At 53.2% G+C, this 21,404-nt stretch carries 20 protein-coding genes; 1 reads left to right on the top strand and 19 read right to left on the bottom strand.

What is annotated here, in order from left to right:
- Nucleotides 1-45: 45 nt before the first annotated feature.
- The 19 genes from cpoB to sdhC form a co-directional block, all read right to left on the bottom strand.
- Nucleotides 46-849 carry a cell division protein CpoB gene (gene cpoB / locus N5923_RS04980; protein WP_267143494.1) on the bottom strand — a complete coding sequence of 268 codons (804 nt, stop codon included), beginning with the start codon at nt 847-849 and terminating at the stop codon, nt 46-48.
- Nucleotides 850-858: 9 nt separating this feature from the next.
- Nucleotides 859-1,368: a peptidoglycan-associated lipoprotein Pal gene (pal, locus tag N5923_RS04985; RefSeq protein WP_267143493.1), complete on the bottom strand. Its 510-nt coding sequence runs from the start codon at nt 1,366-1,368 to the stop codon at nt 859-861.
- A gap of 42 nt (nt 1,369-1,410) precedes the next feature.
- Nucleotides 1,411-2,703, bottom strand: a complete 1,293-nt coding sequence (gene tolB / locus N5923_RS04990; RefSeq protein ID WP_267143492.1) for a Tol-Pal system beta propeller repeat protein TolB — start codon at nt 2,701-2,703, stop codon at nt 1,411-1,413.
- Between the two features lie 125 nt (nt 2,704-2,828).
- Nucleotides 2,829-4,067, bottom strand: coding sequence for a cell envelope integrity protein TolA (tolA, locus tag N5923_RS04995; RefSeq protein WP_267143491.1), 1,239 nt, complete (start codon nt 4,065-4,067; stop codon nt 2,829-2,831).
- 30 nt (nt 4,068-4,097) lie between these two features.
- Nucleotides 4,098-4,529: a colicin uptake protein TolR gene (gene tolR, locus N5923_RS05000; protein ID WP_017799183.1), complete on the bottom strand. Its 432-nt coding sequence runs from the start codon at nt 4,527-4,529 to the stop codon at nt 4,098-4,100.
- A gap of 13 nt (nt 4,530-4,542) precedes the next feature.
- Nucleotides 4,543-5,220, bottom strand: a complete 678-nt coding sequence (gene tolQ / locus N5923_RS05005; RefSeq protein WP_017799184.1) for a Tol-Pal system protein TolQ — start codon at nt 5,218-5,220, stop codon at nt 4,543-4,545.
- A 5-nt stretch (nt 5,221-5,225) separates the two neighbouring features.
- Nucleotides 5,226-5,630, bottom strand: coding sequence for a tol-pal system-associated acyl-CoA thioesterase (ybgC, locus tag N5923_RS05010; protein WP_267143490.1), 405 nt, complete (start codon nt 5,628-5,630; stop codon nt 5,226-5,228).
- 205 nt (nt 5,631-5,835) lie between these two features.
- Nucleotides 5,836-6,129: a cyd operon protein YbgE gene (ybgE, locus tag N5923_RS05015; RefSeq protein WP_267143489.1), complete on the bottom strand. Its 294-nt coding sequence runs from the start codon at nt 6,127-6,129 to the stop codon at nt 5,836-5,838.
- Nucleotides 6,129-6,239 (bottom strand): cytochrome bd-I oxidase subunit CydX, encoded by a 111-nt coding sequence (gene cydX / locus N5923_RS05020; protein ID WP_267143488.1) that lies wholly within the window; start codon nt 6,237-6,239, stop codon nt 6,129-6,131. Before cydX ends, ybgE begins: the two co-directional genes overlap by 1 nt.
- Before the next feature lie 15 nt (nt 6,240-6,254).
- Nucleotides 6,255-7,394 (bottom strand): cytochrome d ubiquinol oxidase subunit II, encoded by a 1,140-nt coding sequence (gene cydB / locus N5923_RS05025; RefSeq protein WP_267143487.1) that lies wholly within the window; start codon nt 7,392-7,394, stop codon nt 6,255-6,257.
- A 14-nt stretch (nt 7,395-7,408) separates the two neighbouring features.
- Nucleotides 7,409-8,977 (bottom strand): cytochrome ubiquinol oxidase subunit I, encoded by a 1,569-nt coding sequence (gene cydA, locus N5923_RS05030; protein ID WP_267143541.1) that lies wholly within the window; start codon nt 8,975-8,977, stop codon nt 7,409-7,411.
- 796 nt (nt 8,978-9,773) lie between these two features.
- Entirely contained in the window at nt 9,774-10,646 is an 873-nt protein-coding gene (gene sucD / locus N5923_RS05035) for a succinate--CoA ligase subunit alpha (RefSeq protein ID WP_267143486.1), read from the bottom strand.
- Nucleotides 10,646-11,812 carry an ADP-forming succinate--CoA ligase subunit beta gene (gene sucC / locus N5923_RS05040; protein ID WP_267143485.1) on the bottom strand — a complete coding sequence of 389 codons (1,167 nt, stop codon included), beginning with the start codon at nt 11,810-11,812 and terminating at the stop codon, nt 10,646-10,648. The genes sucD and sucC overlap by 1 nt, the downstream gene beginning before the upstream one ends.
- A 131-nt stretch (nt 11,813-11,943) precedes the next feature.
- Complete coding sequence (gene odhB / locus N5923_RS05045; protein ID WP_267143484.1) at nt 11,944-13,173, bottom strand: 2-oxoglutarate dehydrogenase complex dihydrolipoyllysine-residue succinyltransferase; 1,230 nt, start codon at nt 13,171-13,173, stop codon at nt 11,944-11,946.
- Nucleotides 13,174-13,187: 14 nt separating this feature from the next.
- A complete protein-coding gene (gene sucA / locus N5923_RS05050; RefSeq protein ID WP_267143483.1) occupies nt 13,188-15,995 on the bottom strand; it encodes a 2-oxoglutarate dehydrogenase E1 component in 2,808 nt (935 codons plus the stop codon).
- A gap of 208 nt (nt 15,996-16,203) precedes the next feature.
- A complete protein-coding gene (locus N5923_RS05055; RefSeq protein ID WP_017799194.1) occupies nt 16,204-16,920 on the bottom strand; it encodes a succinate dehydrogenase iron-sulfur subunit in 717 nt (238 codons plus the stop codon).
- A gap of 16 nt (nt 16,921-16,936) precedes the next feature.
- Nucleotides 16,937-18,703: a succinate dehydrogenase flavoprotein subunit gene (sdhA, locus tag N5923_RS05060; protein ID WP_267143482.1), complete on the bottom strand. Its 1,767-nt coding sequence runs from the start codon at nt 18,701-18,703 to the stop codon at nt 16,937-16,939.
- Nucleotides 18,703-19,050, bottom strand: coding sequence for a succinate dehydrogenase membrane anchor subunit (sdhD, locus tag N5923_RS05065; protein WP_017799196.1), 348 nt, complete (start codon nt 19,048-19,050; stop codon nt 18,703-18,705). The genes sdhA and sdhD overlap by 1 nt, the downstream gene beginning before the upstream one ends.
- Nucleotides 19,044-19,433 carry a succinate dehydrogenase cytochrome b556 subunit gene (gene sdhC, locus N5923_RS05070; protein ID WP_267143481.1) on the bottom strand — a complete coding sequence of 130 codons (390 nt, stop codon included), beginning with the start codon at nt 19,431-19,433 and terminating at the stop codon, nt 19,044-19,046. The genes sdhD and sdhC overlap by 7 nt, the downstream gene beginning before the upstream one ends.
- A 637-nt stretch (nt 19,434-20,070) precedes the next feature.
- Between sdhC and N5923_RS05075 the strand changes: the two genes are divergently transcribed.
- Complete coding sequence (locus N5923_RS05075; protein WP_267143480.1) at nt 20,071-21,360, top strand: citrate synthase; 1,290 nt, start codon at nt 20,071-20,073, stop codon at nt 21,358-21,360.
- Nucleotides 21,361-21,404: the final 44 nt, after the last annotated feature.

Here is a 21,404-nt window from a genome sequence, read left to right on the forward strand (position 1 = left end):
GCGGCAAGACCAGAAATCACACGATATCTGGTCAAACCGCGACGATTACAGCCCCGCCGCGCGTTTTTGCGCCTGCTTTGCCGCTTCGCTATTTGGGTACTGTTTTACAACTTGCTGATACACCGCTTTGGCTTTTGCGGTATCGCCTTTGTCCTGCATGATCACCCCGACCTTATACAGCGCTTCCGGGCTTTTTGGTGATTTCGGGTAATTTTTCACGACAGTGGCGAAATAATAGGCGGCGTCGTCTTTCTTACCTTTGTTGTAATTCAACTGACCGAGCCAGTAATTGGCATTCGGCTGGTAAGTTGAATCCGGATATTTTTTCACAAAAGCCTGAAAGGCAGTAATCGCCTGATCATACTGCTTCTTCTCCAGCACCAGCGCCGCCGCCGCATTGTAATCCGTATTGGCATCACCGCTTTGAACTGGCGCAGCAGCAGCGTTGTCAGCGCCTGTAGCAGGTGCATCGGTTGCGGCTGCTGCACCGGCGCCTGCAGCCGCTGCGTCGCCGCCTGATGCGCCCTGAGCGCCACCATTGCTGCTGAGACTGTCGATTTGCTGATAGATCTGTTTCTGCCGCTCGACAACCTGATTCAACTGGTAGGTATTTTCCTGAATCTGTCCGCGTAAAGCATCGATATCACGCTGACTGTCGCTGAGTTGCTGCTGAAGTTGTTGAAGGAGTTGTCCCTGAGCATTAGAGATACGCTCAAGAGTGGTGACACGGTCTTCTACCGAGCCGGAGCCAACGTTACTGATTGATGCCTGGGCATTAGCGGCCCAGGGGGCCGCTACGCCAATCAGTAACGACAGACTCAACAGGTGAGTTCTGAAGCTACTAATCATGTGATTCTCTTAGTATACCAGTACGGCACGACGGTTTTTGGCATATGCCGCTTCGTCATGGCCCAGTACAGCTGGCTTCTCTTTACCGTAAGAAACGATAGAGATCTGATCAGCAGAAACGCCTTTACCCTGCAGGTACATCTTCACAGAGCTGGCACGACGCTCGCCCAGGGAGATGTTGTATTCAGGAGTACCGCGCTCATCCGCATGACCTTCTACGGTGACTTTGTAAGACGGGTTGCTACGCAGGAAAGCTGCGTGCTGATCCAACATCTGAGCGAAGTCAGAAGCGATATCGTACTTGTCCAGACCGAAGTAAACGATATTGTTTTTCTGCAGTTCTTGCATCTGCAGACGTGCCTGCTCTTCAGAAGACATGTTACCGCTGGTCATGCCACTGTTAGCATCAGCACCCATACCGGTCTGATCGTTGTTGTTGTCTTTTTTGGAGCTACATGCAGCCACTGCGATCACTGGCAGTGCCAGCAGTAAACCCTTCAGCACTTTGTTCAGTTGCATTTCTAAAATCCTATTATAGTTTGCTATACATTTTTACATGCATCACAGATACGGCGACCAGGCAGGAAATTTGACCTGTCCATCAGTTGCCGGAAGACGCGCTTTGAAACGCCCATCTGTCGAAACCAACTGCAACACGGAACCCATACCCTGAGTAGAGCTGTAGATTACCATTGTGCCGTTAGGTGCGAGACTTGGCGTCTCATCCAGGAACGTGTCCGTTAATTGTTGAACGGCTCCCGTTTCCAGATCTTGTCTGGCGATATGTTGCGCACCGCCATTGGTGCTCACCATCACCAAAGATTTACCGTCGGCGCTGACATCGGAGTCCTGATTCTGGGAACCTTCCCAGGTCAGACGTTGAGGCGCGCCGCCGTTTGCATTCACTTTATAAATCTGAGGACGTCCTGCCTGATCCGAGGTATAGGCCAGGTTCTGGCTATCCGGGAACCAGGTCGGCTCAGTGTTGTTGCTGCGACCATCGGTCACCTGACGAATCTGGCCGGAGCCGATATCCATCACATAAATATTCAGGCTACCGGTTTTCGACAGGGCAAACGCCAGTTTGCTGCCGTCCGGTGAAAACGCCGGTGCACCGTTATGACGTGGGAATGAGGCAACCTGTTTAATCGCACCGTTAGCCAGCGTCTGGATAACCAGCGCGGAACGACCGCTTTCAAAGGTCACATACGCCACTTTGCTGCCGTCTGGCGACCAGGCTGGTGACATCAGCGGCTGCGGTGAACGATGCACCACAAACTGATTGTAACCATCATAGTCAGACACGCGCAATTCATACGGATACTGACCACCGTTAGTCTGCACCACATAAGCGATACGGGTACGGAATGCCCCCTTAATTCCGCTCAGTTTTTCAAATGCTTCGTCACTGGCAGTATGCGCCGCATAACGCAGCCACTGCTTAGTCACTTTAAACGAGTTCTGCGCCAGTACGGTACCCGGAGAACCGGCCGTATCGACTAACTGGTAAGAGACAGTGTAGCTGCCATCGGCGCCAGGCTGCACCTGACCCACCACAACTGCGTCAATACCCAGCGCGCTCCACGCTGCAGGCTGAACTTCAGCCGCAGAGGTTGGCTGCTGTGGCAGACGTGCGCGATCCAGTGGATTAAATTTGCCACTGTTACGTAAGTCAGCCGCAACAATCCCGCCAACATCTTCTGGCGCGGCACCCGGACCGTCCCATTTGAACGGCACCACGCCGATTGGACGTGCGGTGTTTACCCCCTGGGTAATCTCAATACGAACTTCCGCATGCAGCACGGCTGCCCACAGAAATAGAAAACTTAACGCTACACGCAGTGCCTGCTTCATCTTTTCTCCCTTATCTGAACCCTAAGTCCACGATAATTAGCAGTGTTACAACGAACCAATAATGCAAAGCCATTTAGAGCACGGCATACAGAACATAGTTCAACATGCCGCCGGGTACGCAATTCTTAAGGTTTAAAGCCTAATGTCGCATTCTTCACAGCTTCATACACGTCCTGCGTTGGTGGCTTAGGTAGCCGCGCCTGTTTAGCTGCCGCCACCGCGGCCTGGCATAACGCCGGGTCGCCACCTTTTGGCTGTACTGAAATCAGCAGGCCATCAGGCGCCAGTTTAATCGCCAGATCACAGGTTTTACCCTTATACAGGTCAGAGTCATAGAACTTGCTTTCAATCGCGCCTTTAACCTGACCAAGATAGCTGTCGATCGCCGCGCCAGAGGCACCGGCTTTCTTCTGATTGCCCTGCCCTGCCGCTGCGCCGGCGGTTTTACCTTCTTTTGGCGAATTTTTACCAGAAGAGAGCCCACCCAGTAAATCGTCAACATCACTGGATTCTTTAGCGGCTTCGGCTGCGGCTTTTTTCTTCGCATCCGCAGCCGCTTTCGCTTTGGCCGCCGCATCGGCTTTCGCCTTCGCCGCAGTGGCAGCTTTGGCTTTCGCCTCTTCAGCAGCCTTTTCTTTCGCTTCCTGCGCGGCTTCGGCCTGCGCCTGTTTGGCTTCTTCCGCCGCTTTGGCTTTCGCATCAGCGGTGGCTTTCGCTTTAGCGTCAGCAGCCGCTTTTACTTTCGCCGCTTCAGCCGCCGCAGCGGCCTCTTTAGCTGCAGCCTCTTTCGCCTGCTCTTCCGCTTTTTTCTTCGCATCCGCAGCGGCTTTTTTCACCTCTTCTTCAGCTTTTTTTCTCGCATCGGCCGCCGCTTTCGCCTGCGCATCCGCTTCAGCTTTGGCATCAGCTTTCGCCTTCGCCGCGGCGGCTTCCGCCTGTTTCTGCTGTTCCTGCGCCTGCTTTGCCGCTTCCTGCGCCTGTTTCTGCTGCTCAGCCTGCGCCTTGGCCTGCTCTTTCGCCTCTTCCTGCGACTGCAGACGCTCTTTCTCCAGCTCTTTCAGACGCTGCTGTTCGGCGGCCTGTTTTTGCTGCAACTCTTCAGCCTGCTGTTCAGCCTGCTTTTTACGCTGCTGCTCAGCGCGTTTGCTGTCGCTCTGTTGATTCTGCTGACGATTGTACTGTTCCACTACCGCGCCAGGATCGACCATGACAGCATTGATATCGCCACCGCCGCCGCCAGCGCTGGCGTCGATATTTTCGTTAAACGAGCTCCAAATCAGCGCTGCAATCAAAAAGATATGCAGTATCACTGAAATGATAATCGCGCGTTTTAACTTATCGTTCTGCTCGGTTGCCTTCGACACTCTCGGTTCCCAAAAAACGGTTCGAATTAATTAGATCGGCTGCGTCATCAAACCAACGGACTTCACGCCCGCCTGATGTAGCAAATTCAGCGCTTTGATAATCTCGTCATAGGGCACGTCTTTCGCTCCGCCAATCAGGAACACCGTTTTCGGGTTCGCTTCAATGCGGCGTTGCGCTTCGGCGACGACCTGTTCTGACGGCAGTTGCTCCATACGGTCATGATCGACCACCAGGCTGTACTGTCCAACACCTGATACTTCAACGATTACCGGTGGATTATCATCGCTGGAAACTGTTTTTGAATCTGTCGCATCCGGCAGATCAACTTCCACGCTCTGCGTAATGATCGGTGCTGTCGCCATAAAAATCAGCAGCAGCACCAGCAAGACGTCCAGCAGCGGAACAATGTTGATCTCAGATTTTACGTCGCGACGAGCGCGACGACCACGCGTTCTGGCCATGCGTAACCTCCGATTACTTGCTGCTCTCGCTGGAGAACGCCTGACGATGCAGGATAGCCGTGAACTCTTCGGTAAAGTTGTCGTAGTTCTGTTCCAGCTTATTCACTCGCTGGGTCAGGCGGTTATACGCCATCACCGCCGGAATCGCGGCAAACAGACCAATCGCGGTAGCGATCAGTGCTTCGGCAATACCCGGAGCGACCATCTGCAATGTCGCCTGTTTCACCGCACCAAGCGCGATAAAGGCGTGCATAATCCCCCACACCGTACCAAACAGACCGATATACGGACTGATGGAACCAACGGTGCCAAGGAAAGGAATATGATTTTCCAGGCTTTCCAGCTCACGGTTCATCGAAATACGCATCGCCCGGCTGGCACCTTCCACTACCGCTTCCGGTGCGTGGTTGTTGGCCCGGTGCAGACGCGCAAACTCTTTAAAGCCGGCATAGAAAATCTGCTCAGAACCGCCGAGTTCGTCACGACGCGCCTGGCTCTCCTGATAAAGACGGGAGAGTTCTATACCCGACCAGAATTTATCTTCAAAAGCTTCGGCATCGCGCCCTGCGGCGTTCAGAATACGGGTACGCTGGATAATGATTGCCCATGAGGCAATAGAAAACCCAATCAAAATCAACATGATAAGTTTGACCAGAAGGCTCGCCTTCAGGAACAAATCAAGAATGTTCATGTCAGTCACTGCTTGAACTCCGCGACAATAGACTTGGGAAGCGCTATCGGCTTCATTAGATGTGGGTTGATGCAGGCGATCAGGACTTCCGCTTCATTGAGAACCTTGCCTTCTGCATTAACGATACGTTGTGCGAATGTCATAGTCGTCCTGCGCATTGAAACCACCTCGCTTTGCACTTCCAGCAAATCATCAAGGCGTGCAGCGGCAAGATAGTCGACTGTGATTCGACGCACGACAAAAGCGATCTGCTGATCCAGCAGCGCCTGTTGATTGAAATGGTGCTGGCGCAGCATTTCAGTCCGTGCTCGTTCATAGAAAGCCACATAGCTGGCATGGTAAACCACGCCACCGGCATCCGTGTCTTCGTAATAGACGCGTACCGGCCATTGAAACAGCGTTGTACTCACTCTACATCCCGGTAATGCTTTAAACGTTGCTACTATACGCAGAAGAAATCGGCTTGGGAATGGGTTGCCAGAGGGGAACGAAAATAATTATCCGAAGGAAACAATTGATTAGATTTTCGGGACAAATCTTAGACAAATCCTCACATAAACAGAGATAAATCTACTTAACAAACGGCCGTTAGCAGCCCGGCCGTGATCTATATGCTTAAAGGAAGAAAAAGCCGAGGCCGATTAACAGAATAATCTGTGCCGGTAACGGTGAGAAAAACGCGCGCCAGCGCAAGCGGCGTGGACGAAAACCAACACCGTGAATCACCCCGGTGCAAACCGCCCACATCATGACTAACCCCTGCCAGATGCTGAGCGGCCCGGTTTTCGCCGCAAAACGTGACGGTTCCCAGAACATGCAGCCCGCCAGCAGCAATGCCAGCAGCAGAGAAAGCGCCCTTAGCGGGCTCTTATCCATCACGCCATACAGTCGGTTAATCAGTGCGCCCATTACTTCTGCTCTTTGGCGGCGTTTTCTTCCACGTGTTCAATCGCCAGCGCCGTCATAATACCTAATGAACAGGCCAGCAAGGTGCCGAGGATCCAGGCGAAATACCACATTGTTCTGCTCCTTGATTAATAGAGAGAATGGTTGTTGTCTTCAATATGCTCTTTGGTGATGCGACCAAACATCTTGTAGTAACACCAGCTGGTGTACAGCAGGATAATCGGTACAAACACCATCGCTACAAAGGTCATCAGTTTCAGCGTCAGTAGGGTTGAGGTGGCATCCCACATGGTCAGACTGACGTTCGGCACGGTGCTGGATGGCATAATAAACGGGAACATCGCCACACCGGCAGTCAGAATCACACAGGCCAGCGTCAGTGAGGAGAAGATAAATGCCAGCGCGCCTCTCTCCAGCCGTGAGAACAGAATAGTCAGCAACGGCAGTACCACGCCAAGAGCCGGAATCAGCCACAGAACAGGTGCTTTATTGAAGTTGACCATCCAGGCACCCGCTTCACGCACGACATCTTTGTGCAGCGGATTGGATGGACCGGCATGATCGAGCACAGAAGTCACCACATATCCGTCAATACCATACACCACCCAGACACCGGCAAGGGCAAAACCGATCATCATCACCAACGCCGAAATCTGCGCCGTCAGGCGGGCACGCAGATGCACCTCACCGGCGGTGCGCATTTGCAGATAGGTTGCTCCCTGCGTCAGGATCATCGCCACGCTAACCACGCCTGCCAGCAGACCAAACGGATTCAGCAACTGGAAGAAGTTACCGGTATAGAACAGGCGCAAATCGCTATCGATATGGAACGGCACACCCTGTAACAGGTTACCGAACGCTACACCAATCACCAGCGGCGGCACAAAGCTGCCGATAAAAATGCCCCAGTCCCACATGCCACGCCAGCGCATATCTTCTATCTTCGAGCGGTAGTCAAAACCAACCGGACGGAAGAACAGTGAAGCCAGCACCAGGATCATCGCCACATAGAAACCGGAGAAGGCAGCGGCATAGACCATCGGCCAGGCGGCAAACAGCGCGCCACCAGCAGTGATCAACCACACCTGATTTCCGTCCCAGTGTGGAGCAATCGAGTTAATCATAATGCGGCGTTCGGTATCGGTACGACCCAGGATGCGTGACAGCATGCCTACGCCCATATCGAAACCGTCGGTGACGGCGAAGCCAATCAGTAAGATACCGATCAGCAGCCACCAGATAAAACGCAAACTTTCGTAATCTAACATTTATCGACTCCTGTTTATCGCAGCGGCTGTGACGAGAGCGTTGACTGTTCAAAGTGATAACGCCCGGTTTTCAGACTGCTTGGGCCGAGGCGCGCAAACTTAAACATCAGGTACATTTCCGCAACCAGGAACAGCGTATACAGACCGCAAATCAGTCCCATGGAGAACAGCAGATCGCCCGCAGTCAGCGACGAGTTAGCTACCGCAGTAGGCAGCACCTCACCGATGGCCCATGGCTGGCGGCCATATTCCGCCACAAACCAGCCGGACTCGATGGCAATCCACGGCAACGGAATGCCGTACAGCGCCACTTTCAGCAGCAGAGGACTTTTACCGATGCGGTTACGGATGACACTCCAGAAACTGAGGCCGATAATCAGCAGCATCAGTACGCCAGCACCGACCATAATACGGAAGGCGAAATAGAGCGGCGCCACACGTGGAATCGAATCTTTGGTGGCCTGCTGAATCTGTGCTTCAGAGGCGTCAGAAACATTGGGCGTATAGCGTTTTAGCAACATACCGTAGCCGAGATCTTTTTTATGCTGGTCAAATTCAGCACGGATGTTTGGATCGCTATTGCCGGATCGCAGCTCTTCCAGCAGCTGGTAAGCTTTCATCCCGTTGCGGATGCGCACTTCATGTTGCTGCATCAGCTCTTTCAGACCGGTAACCGGCTTATCCACCGAACGCGTGGCGATCAAACCAAGCAGATATGGGATTTGAATCGCGTACTTGTTCTCCTGCGTCTCCTGGTCCGGGATACCAAACAGGGTAAAGGAGGCCGGAGCCGGTTGAGTCTCCCACTCGGCTTCGATTGCCGCCAGTTTGGTTTTCTGCACGTCACCCATTTCATAACCGGATTCATCACCCAGCACGATAACCGACAGGATCGCGGCCATGCCGAAGCTGGCGGCAATCGCAAACGAGCGTTTGGCAAAAGCCACATCGCGTCCGCGCAGCAAATAGTAAGCGCTGATACCAAGCACAAACATCGCACCACAGGTATAGCCCGCCGCAACGGTATGCACGAATTTCACCTGCGCAACCGGGTTCAGCACCAGCTCGGAGAAGCTCACCATCTCCATACGCATGGTTTCGAAATTAAAGTCTGAGGCGATAGGATTTTGCATCCAGCCGTTGGCGACCAGAATCCATAGCGCCGAAAGATTTGACCCCAGCGCCACCAGCCAGGTCACCGCCATATGCTGAACTTTACCGAGACGATCCCAGCCAAAGAAGAACAGGCCAACGAAGGTGGATTCGAGGAAGAATGCCATCAATCCTTCGATTGCCAGCGGCGCGCCGAAGATATCGCCGACATAGTGCGAAAAGTATGACCAGTTAGTCCCGAACTGGAACTCCATGGTCAGGCCGGTGGCCACGCCCAGCGCAAAGTTAATGGCAAATAACTTGCCCCAGAACTTGGTCATATCTTTATAGATTTGTTTGCCAGACAGCACATACACGGTTTCCATAATCGCCAGCAAAAACGCCATACCCAGCGTTAGCGGAACGAACAGGAAATGGTACATCGCAGTCAGGGCAAACTGTAAACGCGACAGTTCGACGATATCAAACATTTTGACCCCTTGCTCCTCGCGAATGGTTCTGACTAACAGCATGGTCGCTGACCGGTAACAGTCATTGATGGCTATTGTCATTGCCGTTACAGACGGATGATATTCTTCCAGTAATACTGTGTGGCGCAGCCGAAAACAGGCGGCGCATAGCCACAGCTGATAATGAAAACAAAAGTAACCACAAAATGAGACAGGAATATAATACGCCGCTTCGCGCTAACAACAAATAGTTATTAACGTGATGTGAACCCTGTTTTAGTAGTTAGATCGCATTTCGCAAAAAGACGTGAATCTCGCGAAATTGATGTGGCGCAATTTAAAGAAAAACCCGCGATTAATCCAGCGCTAAAGCTTGATATATCGCACCTTTTTTTGATCCAGGTTAATAACGCCTTGCCAGTAATAGTGCTAAGTAAAAGTGATGTTAAATAATTGCGCTACCCTGGTAATAAAAGCCAGGGGAAAGATAAAAATAACCGTCAACTTTTTAACTTTAGCGTAGCAATACGCTAAAGGTTTTTTCGCGCTATAAGTTTATTCTTTTATTCACGATTATCGGCATTGTTATTCTATTCTGACTATTTACTCCGGCTTATTTCACAAATATTTTACGCCGGTAGTGAAGGGATTTAACCTTTTAGTTTGTAAGGATAGCTGAGTTTTTTTACTTTGCTACTAATAGCACGCCAGGTTTCACGATTTCAGGCCGTCACAGGTATAAAAAAAGGCAGCGAAAACGCTGCCCCTCGATAACTCTATGATTGTTCGGGCGGCGTTTTCGCCGCCAGAACAAAGATTACGCTGGCAGTACGGCTTTAACCGCATCACCAATATCCGCCAGGCTGCGGACGGTTTTCACACCGGCAGCTTCAAGGGCTGCAAACTTCTCGTCTGCGGTGCCTTTGCCACCGGCGATAATCGCGCCGGCGTGGCCCATACGCTTACCTTTCGGCGCGGTAACACCAGCGATATAACCAACTACCGGCTTGGTCACATGTTCTTTGATAAACGCCGCCGCTTCTTCTTCTGCGCTACCACCGATCTCACCGATCATCACGATCGCTTCGGTCTGTGGATCGTCCTGGAACAACTGCAGGATATCGATGAAGTTAGAGCCAGGGATCGGGTCACCGCCGATACCGACGCAGGTTGACTGGCCGTAGCCAATATCCGTGGTCTGCTTAACCGCTTCATAAGTCAGGGTACCGGAGCGGGAAACGATACCGATACGGCCTGGTTTATGAATGTGGCCTGGCATAATGCCAATCTTACATGCGCCTGGGGTGATAACACCCGGGCAGTTTGGCCCGATCATACGCACACCGGCTTCGTCCAGCTTCACTTTGACGGTCAGCATATCGAGGGTAGGAATACCTTCGGTGATGGTGATAATCAGTTTGATACCGGCTTCAATCGCTTCGAGGATACCGTCTTTGCAGAACGGCGCCGGAACGTAAATAACCGATGCCGTTGCGCCAGTGGCTTCAACCGCTTCACGCACGGTATTAAATACCGGCAGACCCAGATGCTCAGTGCCGCCTTTGCCTGGGGTCACACCGCCAACCAACTGCGTGCCATACGCCAGCGCCTGCTCGGAGTGGAAAGTACCCTGACCGCCGGTGAAACCCTGGCAGATCACTTTGGTGTTTTTGTCGATCAAAATAGACATTATTTACCCTCCGCTGCAGCAACAACGCGCTGCGCCGCGTCACTGAGGCTGGTTGCTGCAATGATATTCAGACCGCTGTCCGCCAGTTTCTGCGCGCCCAGCTCGGCATTGTTACCTTCCAGACGTACCACTACCGGTACGTTGACACCCACTTCCGCTACCGCGCCGATGATGCCGTCCGCAATCAGGTCGCAGCGCACGATGCCGCCGAAAATGTTAACGAATACCGCTTTAACCGCGTCATCAGACAGGATGATCTTAAAGGCTTCGGTGACACGTTCTTTGGTCGCGCCACCGCCAACGTCAAGGAAGTTAGCGGGCTGGCCGCCGCTCAGTTTGACGATGTCCATGGTGCCCATTGCCAGACCCGCGCCGTTGACCATACAGCCGATATTGCCTTCCAGCGCCACGTAGTTCAGTTCCCACTGCGCTGCGTGTGCTTCACGGGCGTCTTCCTGGCTTGGGTCGCGCATTTCACGCAGTTCCGGCTGGCGGAACAGGGCATTGCCGTCGGCGGTCAGTTTGCCATCAAGGCACACCAGGTCGCCCTGCTTAGTGATCACCAGCGGGTTTATCTCCACCAGCGCCAGATCGCGCTCGAGGAACAGAGTCGCCAGACCCATAAAGATCTTGGTGAACTGGCCAACTTGTTTACCGGTCAGACCCAGTTTAAATGCCAGTTCACGGCCCTGATACGGCTGTGGACCGGTTAACGGATCCAGTGCCATTTTGTGGATCAGGTGTGGAGTCTCTTCCGCCACTTTCTCGATTTCCACGCCGCCTTCGGTAGACGCCATAAACACCACACGACGGGTGCCACGGTCCACCACTGCGCCGAGGTACAGTTCCTGATCGATATCGGTCGCGGATTCAACCAGAATCTGGTTTACCGGCTGGCCATGAGCGTCAGTCTGATAGGTCACCAGGCGCTTGCCTAACCAGTTTTCCGCAAAAGTACGGATCTCTTCTTTACTGTTAACAACTTTCACACCGCCCGCTTTACCACGGCCACCGGCATGAACCTGACATTTAACCACCCACGGACCGGCGCCAATTTTTGAGGCTGCTTCTTCCGCTTCACGTGGCGTGGTACAGGCGTAACCGGTGGGTGCCGGCAGACCATACCGTGCAAACAGCTGTTTCGCCTGGTATTCGTGTAAGTTCATGATGTTCTATCCATTCAGAGCTGAAAAGATTTGGCCGAATTCGCATTGTCACCCTGCCCTTTCAGGCGGTAACAACGCGGAAAGACGGCCACACATAGGGTTGGGCACGATCATTGCCGTGCCCGACGGGGTCAGACATCCAGCAGCAGGCGTGTTGGATCTTCCAACAACTCCTTGATCGCCACCAGATAACCAACGGATTCGCGGCCGTCGATCAAGCGATGGTCGTAGGAAAGCGCCAGATACATCATTGGCTGGATCACGACCTGACCATTGACCGCCATTGGACGATCTTTGATCGCATGCATACCAAGAATCGCGCTCTGCGGCGGGTTGATAATTGGTGTCGACATCAGTGAACCAAACACACCACCATTGGTGATGGTGAAGTTACCGCCGGTCAGTTCATCAACGGTCAGTTTGCCGTCGCGACCTTTAACCGCCAGTTCTTTGATTTTCTTCTCGATATCGGCCATGCCCAGCGCATCGACATCACGCAGTACCGGCGTAACCAGACCACGTGGCGTGGAAACGGCGATACTGACGTCGAAGTAGTTGTGATACACCACCTCTTCACCATCGATGGAAGCGTTCACTTCCGGATAGCGTTTCAGCGCTTCAACCACCGCTTTGATGTAGAAGGACATAAAGCCCAGACGCACACCGTGGCGTTTCTCGAACGCGTCGCCATACTGCTTACGCAGATCCATGATTGGCTTCATGTTCACTTCATTGAAAGTGGTCAGCATCGCGGTGCTGTTTTTCGCTTCCAGCAGACGTTCGGCGACACGCTTGCGCAGACGCGTCATTGGCACGCGTTTTTCACTGCGACCGGCCAGTGATGGCGCAGGCGCGGCCGCTGCGGCTGAAGGTTTCGCTTCCGCTTTAGCAGGCGCGGCCTTGTTATTGGCCAGATGTTTTTCAACATCTTCACGCGTCAGACGACCACCGACACCGCTGCCTTTAATCGCCGCAGCATCCAGATCGTGCTCGGCAATCAGGCGACGGATCGCCGGGCTAAGCGCATCGTTGCTCTCATCTTCCAGTGCGGCAGTATGACGCTGCGCCGGAGTAGACTCTTTGGTGTCAGATTTTGCTGAAGTCTCTTTACCACCGCTGTTGCCTTCTTTCAGACGACCCAGCGCCTGACGAGACGTTACGGTGGCACCTTCATCTTCCAGAATGGCTTCAAGGATACCGTCGACAGCCGCCGGAACTTCCAGCACCACTTTATCGGTTTCAATTTCAACCAGCACTTCATCGCGCTGGACGCTGTCGCCCGGTTTTTTGTGCCAGGTTGCCACAGAGGCATCGGCAACAGATTCAGGCAGGTCGGGAACGAGAATATCTACGCTACTCATTATCTATCCTTTATTTAATCAACGTTCAGCGCGTCATTAACCAGGTCTTGTTGCTGTTTCTGGTGAACGTACATGTAGCCAACTGCCGGTGAAGCGGATGCTGGACGCCCGGCGTAACGTAATGAAGCTGCAAATGGCACAACTTCACGGAAGTGATGCTGACTGCAATACCAGGCGCCCTGGTTAAGCGGCTCTTCCTGACACCAGACGAAATCATGTACATGTGAATAAGGCTGCAACGCTTCCTGTACCGCTTTATGCGGGAACGGATACAGCTGTTCAACACGTACAATAGCCACGTCAGTTTGTTCGTTTTTGCGGCGCTGCTCTAACAGGTCATAGTAAACCTTACCAGAACATAGCACGACGCGTTTAACCCCTTGCGGATCAAGGTCATCAATCTCGCCGATCGCCGGTTTAAAGCCGCCGGTCGCCATCTCTTCCAGGCTCGAAATCGCCAGCGGATGGCGCAGCAAAGATTTTGGCGACATCACCACCAGCGGACGGCGCATGCCGCGCAGTGCCTGACGGCGCAACATGTGATACACCTGCGCCGGGGTGGAAGGCACGCAAACCTGCATATTCTGCTCGGCGCAGAGTTGCAGATAACGTTCCAGACGCGCGGAGGAGTGCTCCGGCCCCTGACCTTCGTAGCCGTGCGGCAGCAGCATTACCAGGCCACACATACGGCCCCATTTCTGTTCGCCGGAACTGATAAACTGGTCGATAACCACCTGCGCGCCGTTAGCAAAGTCACCAAACTGCGCTTCCCAGATGGTCAGAGTGCGCGGCTCAGCGGTAGCATAGCCATACTCAAACGCCAGCACCGCTTCTTCCGACAGCACGGAATCCCATACCTTAAATACACCCTGTCCGTTATGGATATGTTGCAGCGGGGTATAGGTAGAGCCATTGGCCTGGTTATGGATCACCGCATGACGGTGGAAGAAGGTGCCGCGCGCCATATCTTCGCCGGAGAGGCGGCATGGGATGCCTTCATCAACCAGCGTGGCGTAGGCGAGGTTTTCAGCCGCGCCCCAGTCAAATGGCTTTTCACCGGCGGCCATCGCTGCGCGGTCGTTGTAGATTTTCGCCACGCGCGACTGCATCTCAACGCTTTCCGGCACATGGCTGATGCGTTTAGCCAGTTCCTGCAGACGTTTCAGATCCAGCTTGTCCGGCCAGGCTTCGTCCCAGTCATGATTCAGATAGGGTGACCAGGTGAAGGAGTGCAGGCTCATCGGACGCCATTCTGGCACCACGCATTCGCCCTCATCGAGCGCATCGCGGTACAGGTTGACCATTTCCGTGGCATCTTCCAGGCTGGCGACTTTTTCGCCTTCCAGCTTGTCAGCATACAACTTACGTGGCGTTGGGTGCTTTTTGATCTTCTGGTACATAAGTGGCTGGGTGGCGCTTGGCTCATCCGCTTCGTTATGACCATGACGACGGTAGCAGACCAGATCGATAAACACGTCACGTTTGAAGGTGTTACGGAAATCCAACGCCAGACGGGTAACAAAGGCCACCGCTTCAGGATCGTCAGCATTAACGTGGAAAATCGGCGCCAGTACCATTTTACCGATATCGGTACAGTACTGCGTCGAACGGGCGTCTTTCGGGTTGGAAGTGGTGAAACCCACCTGATTGTTAATCACGATACGCACCGTACCGCCAACTTCATAACCGCGCGCCTGTGACATGTTCAGGGTTTCCTGCACCACGCCCTGGCCCGTTACGGCGGCATCACCATGAATGGTGATTGGCAATACTTTATTGCTGCTCGGTTCGTCGAGACGATCCAGACGGGCGCGTACTGACCCCATCACCACCGGGCTAACGATCTCAAGGTGCGACGGGTTAAACGCCAGTGCCAGGTGCACCATACCGCCTTCGGTTTCCACGTCGGACGAGAAGCCCATATGGTACTTAACGTCGCCGGTGCCGAGCGTCTCTTTATGCTTACCGGAGAATTCGTCGAACAGATCCTGCGGCTTTTTACCGAGCACGTTAATCAGAACATTCAGACGACCGCGGTGCGCCATACCTAATACTACTTCACGGGTTCCGCTCTTACCGGCATGACGAATCATTTCGTTAAGCATCGGCACCAGTGCGTCACCACCTTCGAGGGAGAAGCGTTTGGCGCCCGGGAATTTCGCCCCGAGATAACGCTCCAGACCTTCCGCAGCGGTCAGCTGTTTCAGAAAGCCTTTCTTCTCTTCATTGGTGAAACTGGCATGTCCCACTACCGATTCGATGCGCTGCTGGATCCAGCGTTTCTCTTCAGTATTGGTGATGTGCATATACTCTGCACCAATCGATCCGCAATAAGTCTGCTCAAGCGCCGCGAAGAGATCGGCGAGCTTCATGGTCTCTTTACCGATGGCAAAGGAGCCGACGTTAAAGGTCTCCTGAAAATCCGCGTCACTCAGATCGTGAAACGCAGGATCGAGATCCGGCACCGCTTCTTGTTTCCACAGGCCCAGCGGATCAAGGTTTGCACTCTGATGACCGCGAAAACGAAACGCGTTAATCAGTTGCAGAACTTTAACCTGCTTGGAGTTGGTTTCCGGATCGGTAACAGAGGAGGTGTAACGCGAAGCATCTTTCGCCAGACGACGGAAATAGTCACGCGTTGCAGAGTGGAATTGCTCAGGTCTAACCCCAGTGCCAGGAAGCTGCTGGAATAACGACTGCCATGCAGCATCAACAGAGTCAGGATCGGTTAGAAAATCCTCATAGAGCTGCTCTATGTAGGACTGGTTCGCGCCGGCCAGCCAGGAGGAGTCCAGCCAGGGCTTCATCGCGCTGTTCTGCATTGTGATCCCTTAAGCATTTTATGCTTTTTTTCGAGGTTTCATTTTTTGCCGGGTTAACGGCTTGCCGTAGTACAAGTTCGATACGAGCACTGTGCGCTATCGGCGCCCGGCCCGTAAGGGAACCTTTGAAAACGATCGCTGCACGCGCAAACGTTTTTAAAGGCTTCCTGAATATCCGGGAACCCTGAGGTTCCCGGAAAACTCGCTGTTAAGCGCCTCTCTGCAGCAGCATCGACTTGATATGGCCGATGGCGCGCGTCGGGTTGAGTCCCTTCGGACATACGCTCACACAGTTCATAATGCTGTGACAGCGGAATACGCTGAAAGCATCATTCAGATCGTCAAGACGCGCATCAGTTTCTGTATCACGGCTGTCAATCAGGAAACGGTACGCCGCCAGTAACCCTGCCGGACCGATAAATTTGTCCGGGTTCCACCAGAATGACGGGCATGAGGTTGAACAGCAGGCACAAAGAATACATTCGTACAGGCCATCCAGCTTTTCACGTTGTTCCGGTTCCTGCAGATGTTCGCGTGCAGGCGGATTCTCTCCATTATTCAACAGGTAAGGTTTAATCTTCTCATATTGAGTGTAGAACTGACTCATGTCTACTACCAGATCGCGAATAACAGGCAATCCCGGCAGTGGACGAATAACAATTTTCTTCGTGCCATTGCCCAGCGCCGAAACCGGCGTGATACAGGCGAGGCCATTCTTACCGTTCATATTCAGGCCGTCGGAGCCGCACACTCCTTCACGGCAGGAACGGCGGAACGCCAGCGTCGGATCCTTCTCTTTCAGACGCATCAGTGCGTCCAGCAACATCATGTCGCGTCCTTCGTCACTCTCCAGCGTGTATTCCTGCATGCGCGGAGCGTTATCAACATCCGGGTTGTAACGATAAATAGAAAATTCGAGTCTCATCGTCTTATCTCCGCAACTAGTAAGTACGCGCTTTCGGCGGGAAGGCTTCACGGAGCTTCGGCGCCATATTCACTTCACGACGCGTCATGCTCTCGCTATCCGGCAGATACAAGCTGTGGCACAACCAGTTGGCATCATCACGATCCGGGAAGTCGAAGCGGCTATGGGCGCCACGGCTTTCGGTACGATAGTTAGCGGAGACCGCTGTGGCATACGCCGTTTCCATCAGGTTATCCAGCTCCAGGCACTCAACACGCTGGGTGTTAAAGTCGCTGGAACGGTCATCCAGACGGGCATTCTTCAGGCGCTCGCGCAGCACTTTCAGCTCCTGCAGACCTTTGGCCATCGCATCACCTTCGCGGAATACCGAGAAGTTATTCTGCATACAGGCCTGCAACGCTTTGCGCAGCTCCGCCGGATCTTCGCCGGTAACGTTATTGTTCCAGCGATTGAGACGCGCCAGGGAAGCATCGATCTCCGCTTCACTGGCGTCACGCAGTTCACCCTGCTGCTCGATAGATTCCTGCAGATGCAGACCCGCGGCACGGCCAAACACCACCAGATCGAGCAACGAGTTGCCGCCCAGACGGTTAGCGCCATGCACCGATACGCAGGCGATTTCACCGACCGCAAACAGGCCCGGCACAACCACATCTTCGCCCTGATCGTTTACCGTCAGCGCCTGACCAGTCACCCGGGTCGGAATACCGCCCATCATATAGTGGCAGGTCGGGATCACCGGGATTGGCTCTTTCACCGGGTCGACATGAGCAAAGGTGCGCGACAGCTCCAGAATGCCCGGCAGACGGGATTCCAGCACGTCTTTACCTAAGTGATCCAGTTTCAGTTTCGCATGCGGGCCCCATGGACCTTCACAGCCACGGCCTTCACGGATTTCGATCATAATTGAGCGCGCCACTACGTCCCGACCGGCAAGATCTTTGGCATTAGGAGCATAACGCTCCATAAAGCGCTCGCCATGCTTATTCAGCAGGTAACCCCCTTCACCACGGCAACCTTCAGTGACCAGCACCCCGGCGCCAGCGATACCGGTTGGGTGGAATTGCCACATTTCCATATCCTGCACCGGTACGCCGGCGCGCAGCGCCATACCGACACCGTCACCGGTATTGATATGCGCATTGGTGGTGGACTGATAAATACGACCGGCACCGCCGGTGGCGAGCACCGTAGCGCGCGCTTTAAAGTAGACCACTTCACCATCTTCGATATTCAGCGCGGTACAGCCGACCACTGCGCCATCGGCGTTTTTCACCAGATCCAGCGCATACCATTCCGAGAAGATAGTGGTTTTATTTTTCAGGTTCTGCTGATACAGCGTATGCAGCAAGGCGTGACCGGTACGGTCAGCCGCCGCGGCGGTACGCGCCGCCTGCTCGCCGCCGAAGTTCAGCGACTGGCCGCCGAACGGACGCTGATAGATGCGGCCATCGTCGAGACGGGAAAATGGCAATCCCATATGCTCCAGTTCCAGAATCGCTTCCGGGCCGGTATTACACATATATTCAATTGCGTCCTGGTCACCGATATAGTCGGAACCTTTGACGGTATCGTACATATGCCATTCCCAGTTATCTTCATGGGTGTTACCCAGCGCTACGGTAATACCGCCCTGCGCAGACACGGTATGGGAACGGGTAGGAAAGACTTTTGACAACAGGGCACAGGTTTTGCCCGATTGGGAAATCTGCAGCGCGGCACGCATGCCTGCACCGCCAGCGCCGATCACAACGGCGTCAAATTCTCTGACTGGCAATTTCATTAAGCACCCCACACCACAACAGTTCCATAAAATGCATACACCAACAACGCCAGCACCACCACCAGCTGCAACATCAGTCGCAAGCCAACCGGTTTGACGTAATCAGTCAGCACCTGCCACATACCAATCCAGCCATGAACCAGAATCGATAATAGCGTCAGAAGAGTGAATACTTTGGTGAATGAGGAGGCAAAAAATCCACGCCAGATATCGTAGGTCAGGGTATCTGACACCACGAGGAAACCGAGGATATAGAGCACATAGAGAGTAATAACCATGGCCGCGGCACGTAACAGCAACCAGTCATGTATACCATTACGCCCCAGTGCAGAAGCATTGCTTACCATACGAGGACTCCTGCCAGAATTGAAAGCACGACGGTGAGACCAAAAGTTATCTGAGCGGAACGCGTGCCAATTTGCAGCGTTTCACCAAGGTAACCAAAATCCATCAGCATATGGCGAATGCCACCGGCAATGTGATAAGCCAGCGCAGTCAGAATGCCCCATACGATGAATTTAACAAAAAAGCTGTCCATAACGGCGGATGCCTGCAGGAAGCCTTCGGGTGATGAGAGAGAGAGACCCAGTAGCCAGAGCAGAATACCGACAGCCACAAAAGTGATCACGCCGGAGACGCGGTGGAGAATGGACGCTATCGCAGTAACGGGAAACCGGATCGTAGTGAGATCCAAGTTGACAGGTCTTTGTTTTTTCACGGTTTTGCCCACACAGCCTTTCTTATTTTGCTTCCTCCGGTCCTGAAGGGGGTCAGACAGCGTTAACAATCGAAAGCACAGCGCCAGGCACTAAAACTGCAACGTCCAGTGTCAAAACGACGCGTATGAAACGCTGGGTGGCTCCTACTGCAGGGTATTCCGGAGACCTGGCCGAAGTATAGGGGGATCACATTCTTATTACAATTCCCCTACAAACTGTTTGGGAACATTTAGGTTGAACAGTGATCAACCTCACGATTTTCACAATTTATACAAATTTAATTATCTGATTTGACAAAAGTTCAACATTCCTGTTACAAACGAATAATTGAAAACCCTATGATGCACAAAAGTTATGGGGATACACTTTCCCCTAAGCGTAAGTTATGTAACATTGATTGGGTGAGCCACCCGAAAGCATCAGGTAATGGTTACGAGAACAATAATGTCCAGACCGGATCTTTAACAACCGTGTAACGCAGCATGTCATGCCAGACGGACCCTCGCTTGTAAGCGCCCATCGCTCTGTACCCTGCAAGATACACCATGCCACAGAGTCGATAGACTGCATCTCTACGCAAGCAATCCGGGTATGATAGCCAGTCAAGGTGTCAAAGATCCCTACAAATAAGGCGCTAAGGAGACTGTAATGGCTGATAAAAAAGCGACGCTAACCCGAGATGGCGAAGCTCCTATTGAGCTAGACGTGCTGCAAGGTACGCTTGGTGAAGACGAAATTGACATTCGGGCCCTGGGTTCGCATGGCCTGTTTACGTTTGACCCGGGCTTTACCTCAACTGCGTCCTGCGAATCCAAAATCACCTATATTGATGGCGATGAAGGCATTCTGCTGCACCGCGGTTTTCCGATTGACCAACTCGCTTTGCACTCTAATTACCTGGAAGTGTGCTACATCCTGCTGAACGGCGAAGCGCCGACGCAGGCGCAGTTTGATGAATTCCGTACTACCGTCACCCGTCACACCATGATTCATGAACAGATTAATCGTCTGTTTATGGGTTTCCGTCGCGACTCACACCCTATGGCGGTGATGTGCGGTGTTACCGGCGCGCTGGCGGCGTTTTACCACGATTCATTAGATGTAAACATTGAACGCCATCGCGAAATCGCCGCATTCCGTCTGCTGTCGAAAATGCCGACGGTCGCCGCGATGTGTTACAAATACTCGATTGGCCAGCCGTTTGTTTATCCACGTAACGACCTCTCCTACGCGGGTAATTTCCTCAATATGATGTTCTCTACCCCGTGCGAAGAGTATGTGGTGAATCCGGTGCTGGAACGCGCCATGGACCGTATTCTGGTGCTGCATGCCGATCACGAACAGAACGCCTCGACTTCAACCGTGCGTACTGCCGGTTCTTCGGGCGCCAATCCTTTCGCCTGTATCGCGGCGGGTATCGCCTCGCTGTGGGGACCGGCGCATGGCGGCGCCAACGAAGCCTGTCTGCGCATGCTGGAAGAGATCAGCAGCGTCGATCATATCCCTGAGTTTGTGAAACGTGCGAAAGACAAAAATGACTCTTTCCGCCTGATGGGCTTTGGCCATCGCGTTTACAAAAACTACGATCCGCGCGCCACCGTAATGCGTGAAACCTGCCATGAAGTGCTGAACGAGCTGGGTATGAAAGATGACCTGCTGGAAGTAGCCATGGAGCTGGAACATATTGCGCTGAACGACCCGTACTTTATTGAGCGTAAACTCTATCCAAACGTCGATTTCTACTCAGGTATTATTCTGAAAGCGATGGGTATTCCGTCGTCGATGTTTACCGTGATCTTCGCTATGGCGCGTACCGTTGGCTGGATTGCGCACTGGAAAGAGATGCATGACGACGGCATTAAAATTGCCCGTCCACGTCAGCTGTACACCGGTTACGATAAGCGTGAATTCGCTTCGCAGCTGAAACAGGACAAGTAATATTGTAATACGCGGGCGGCGAGAACGCCGCCCCTACATGGATC

It is taken from the genome of Winslowiella arboricola (genome assembly GCF_025527015.1).
Classification (GTDB): domain Bacteria; phylum Pseudomonadota; class Gammaproteobacteria; order Enterobacterales; family Enterobacteriaceae; genus Erwinia; species Erwinia arboricola.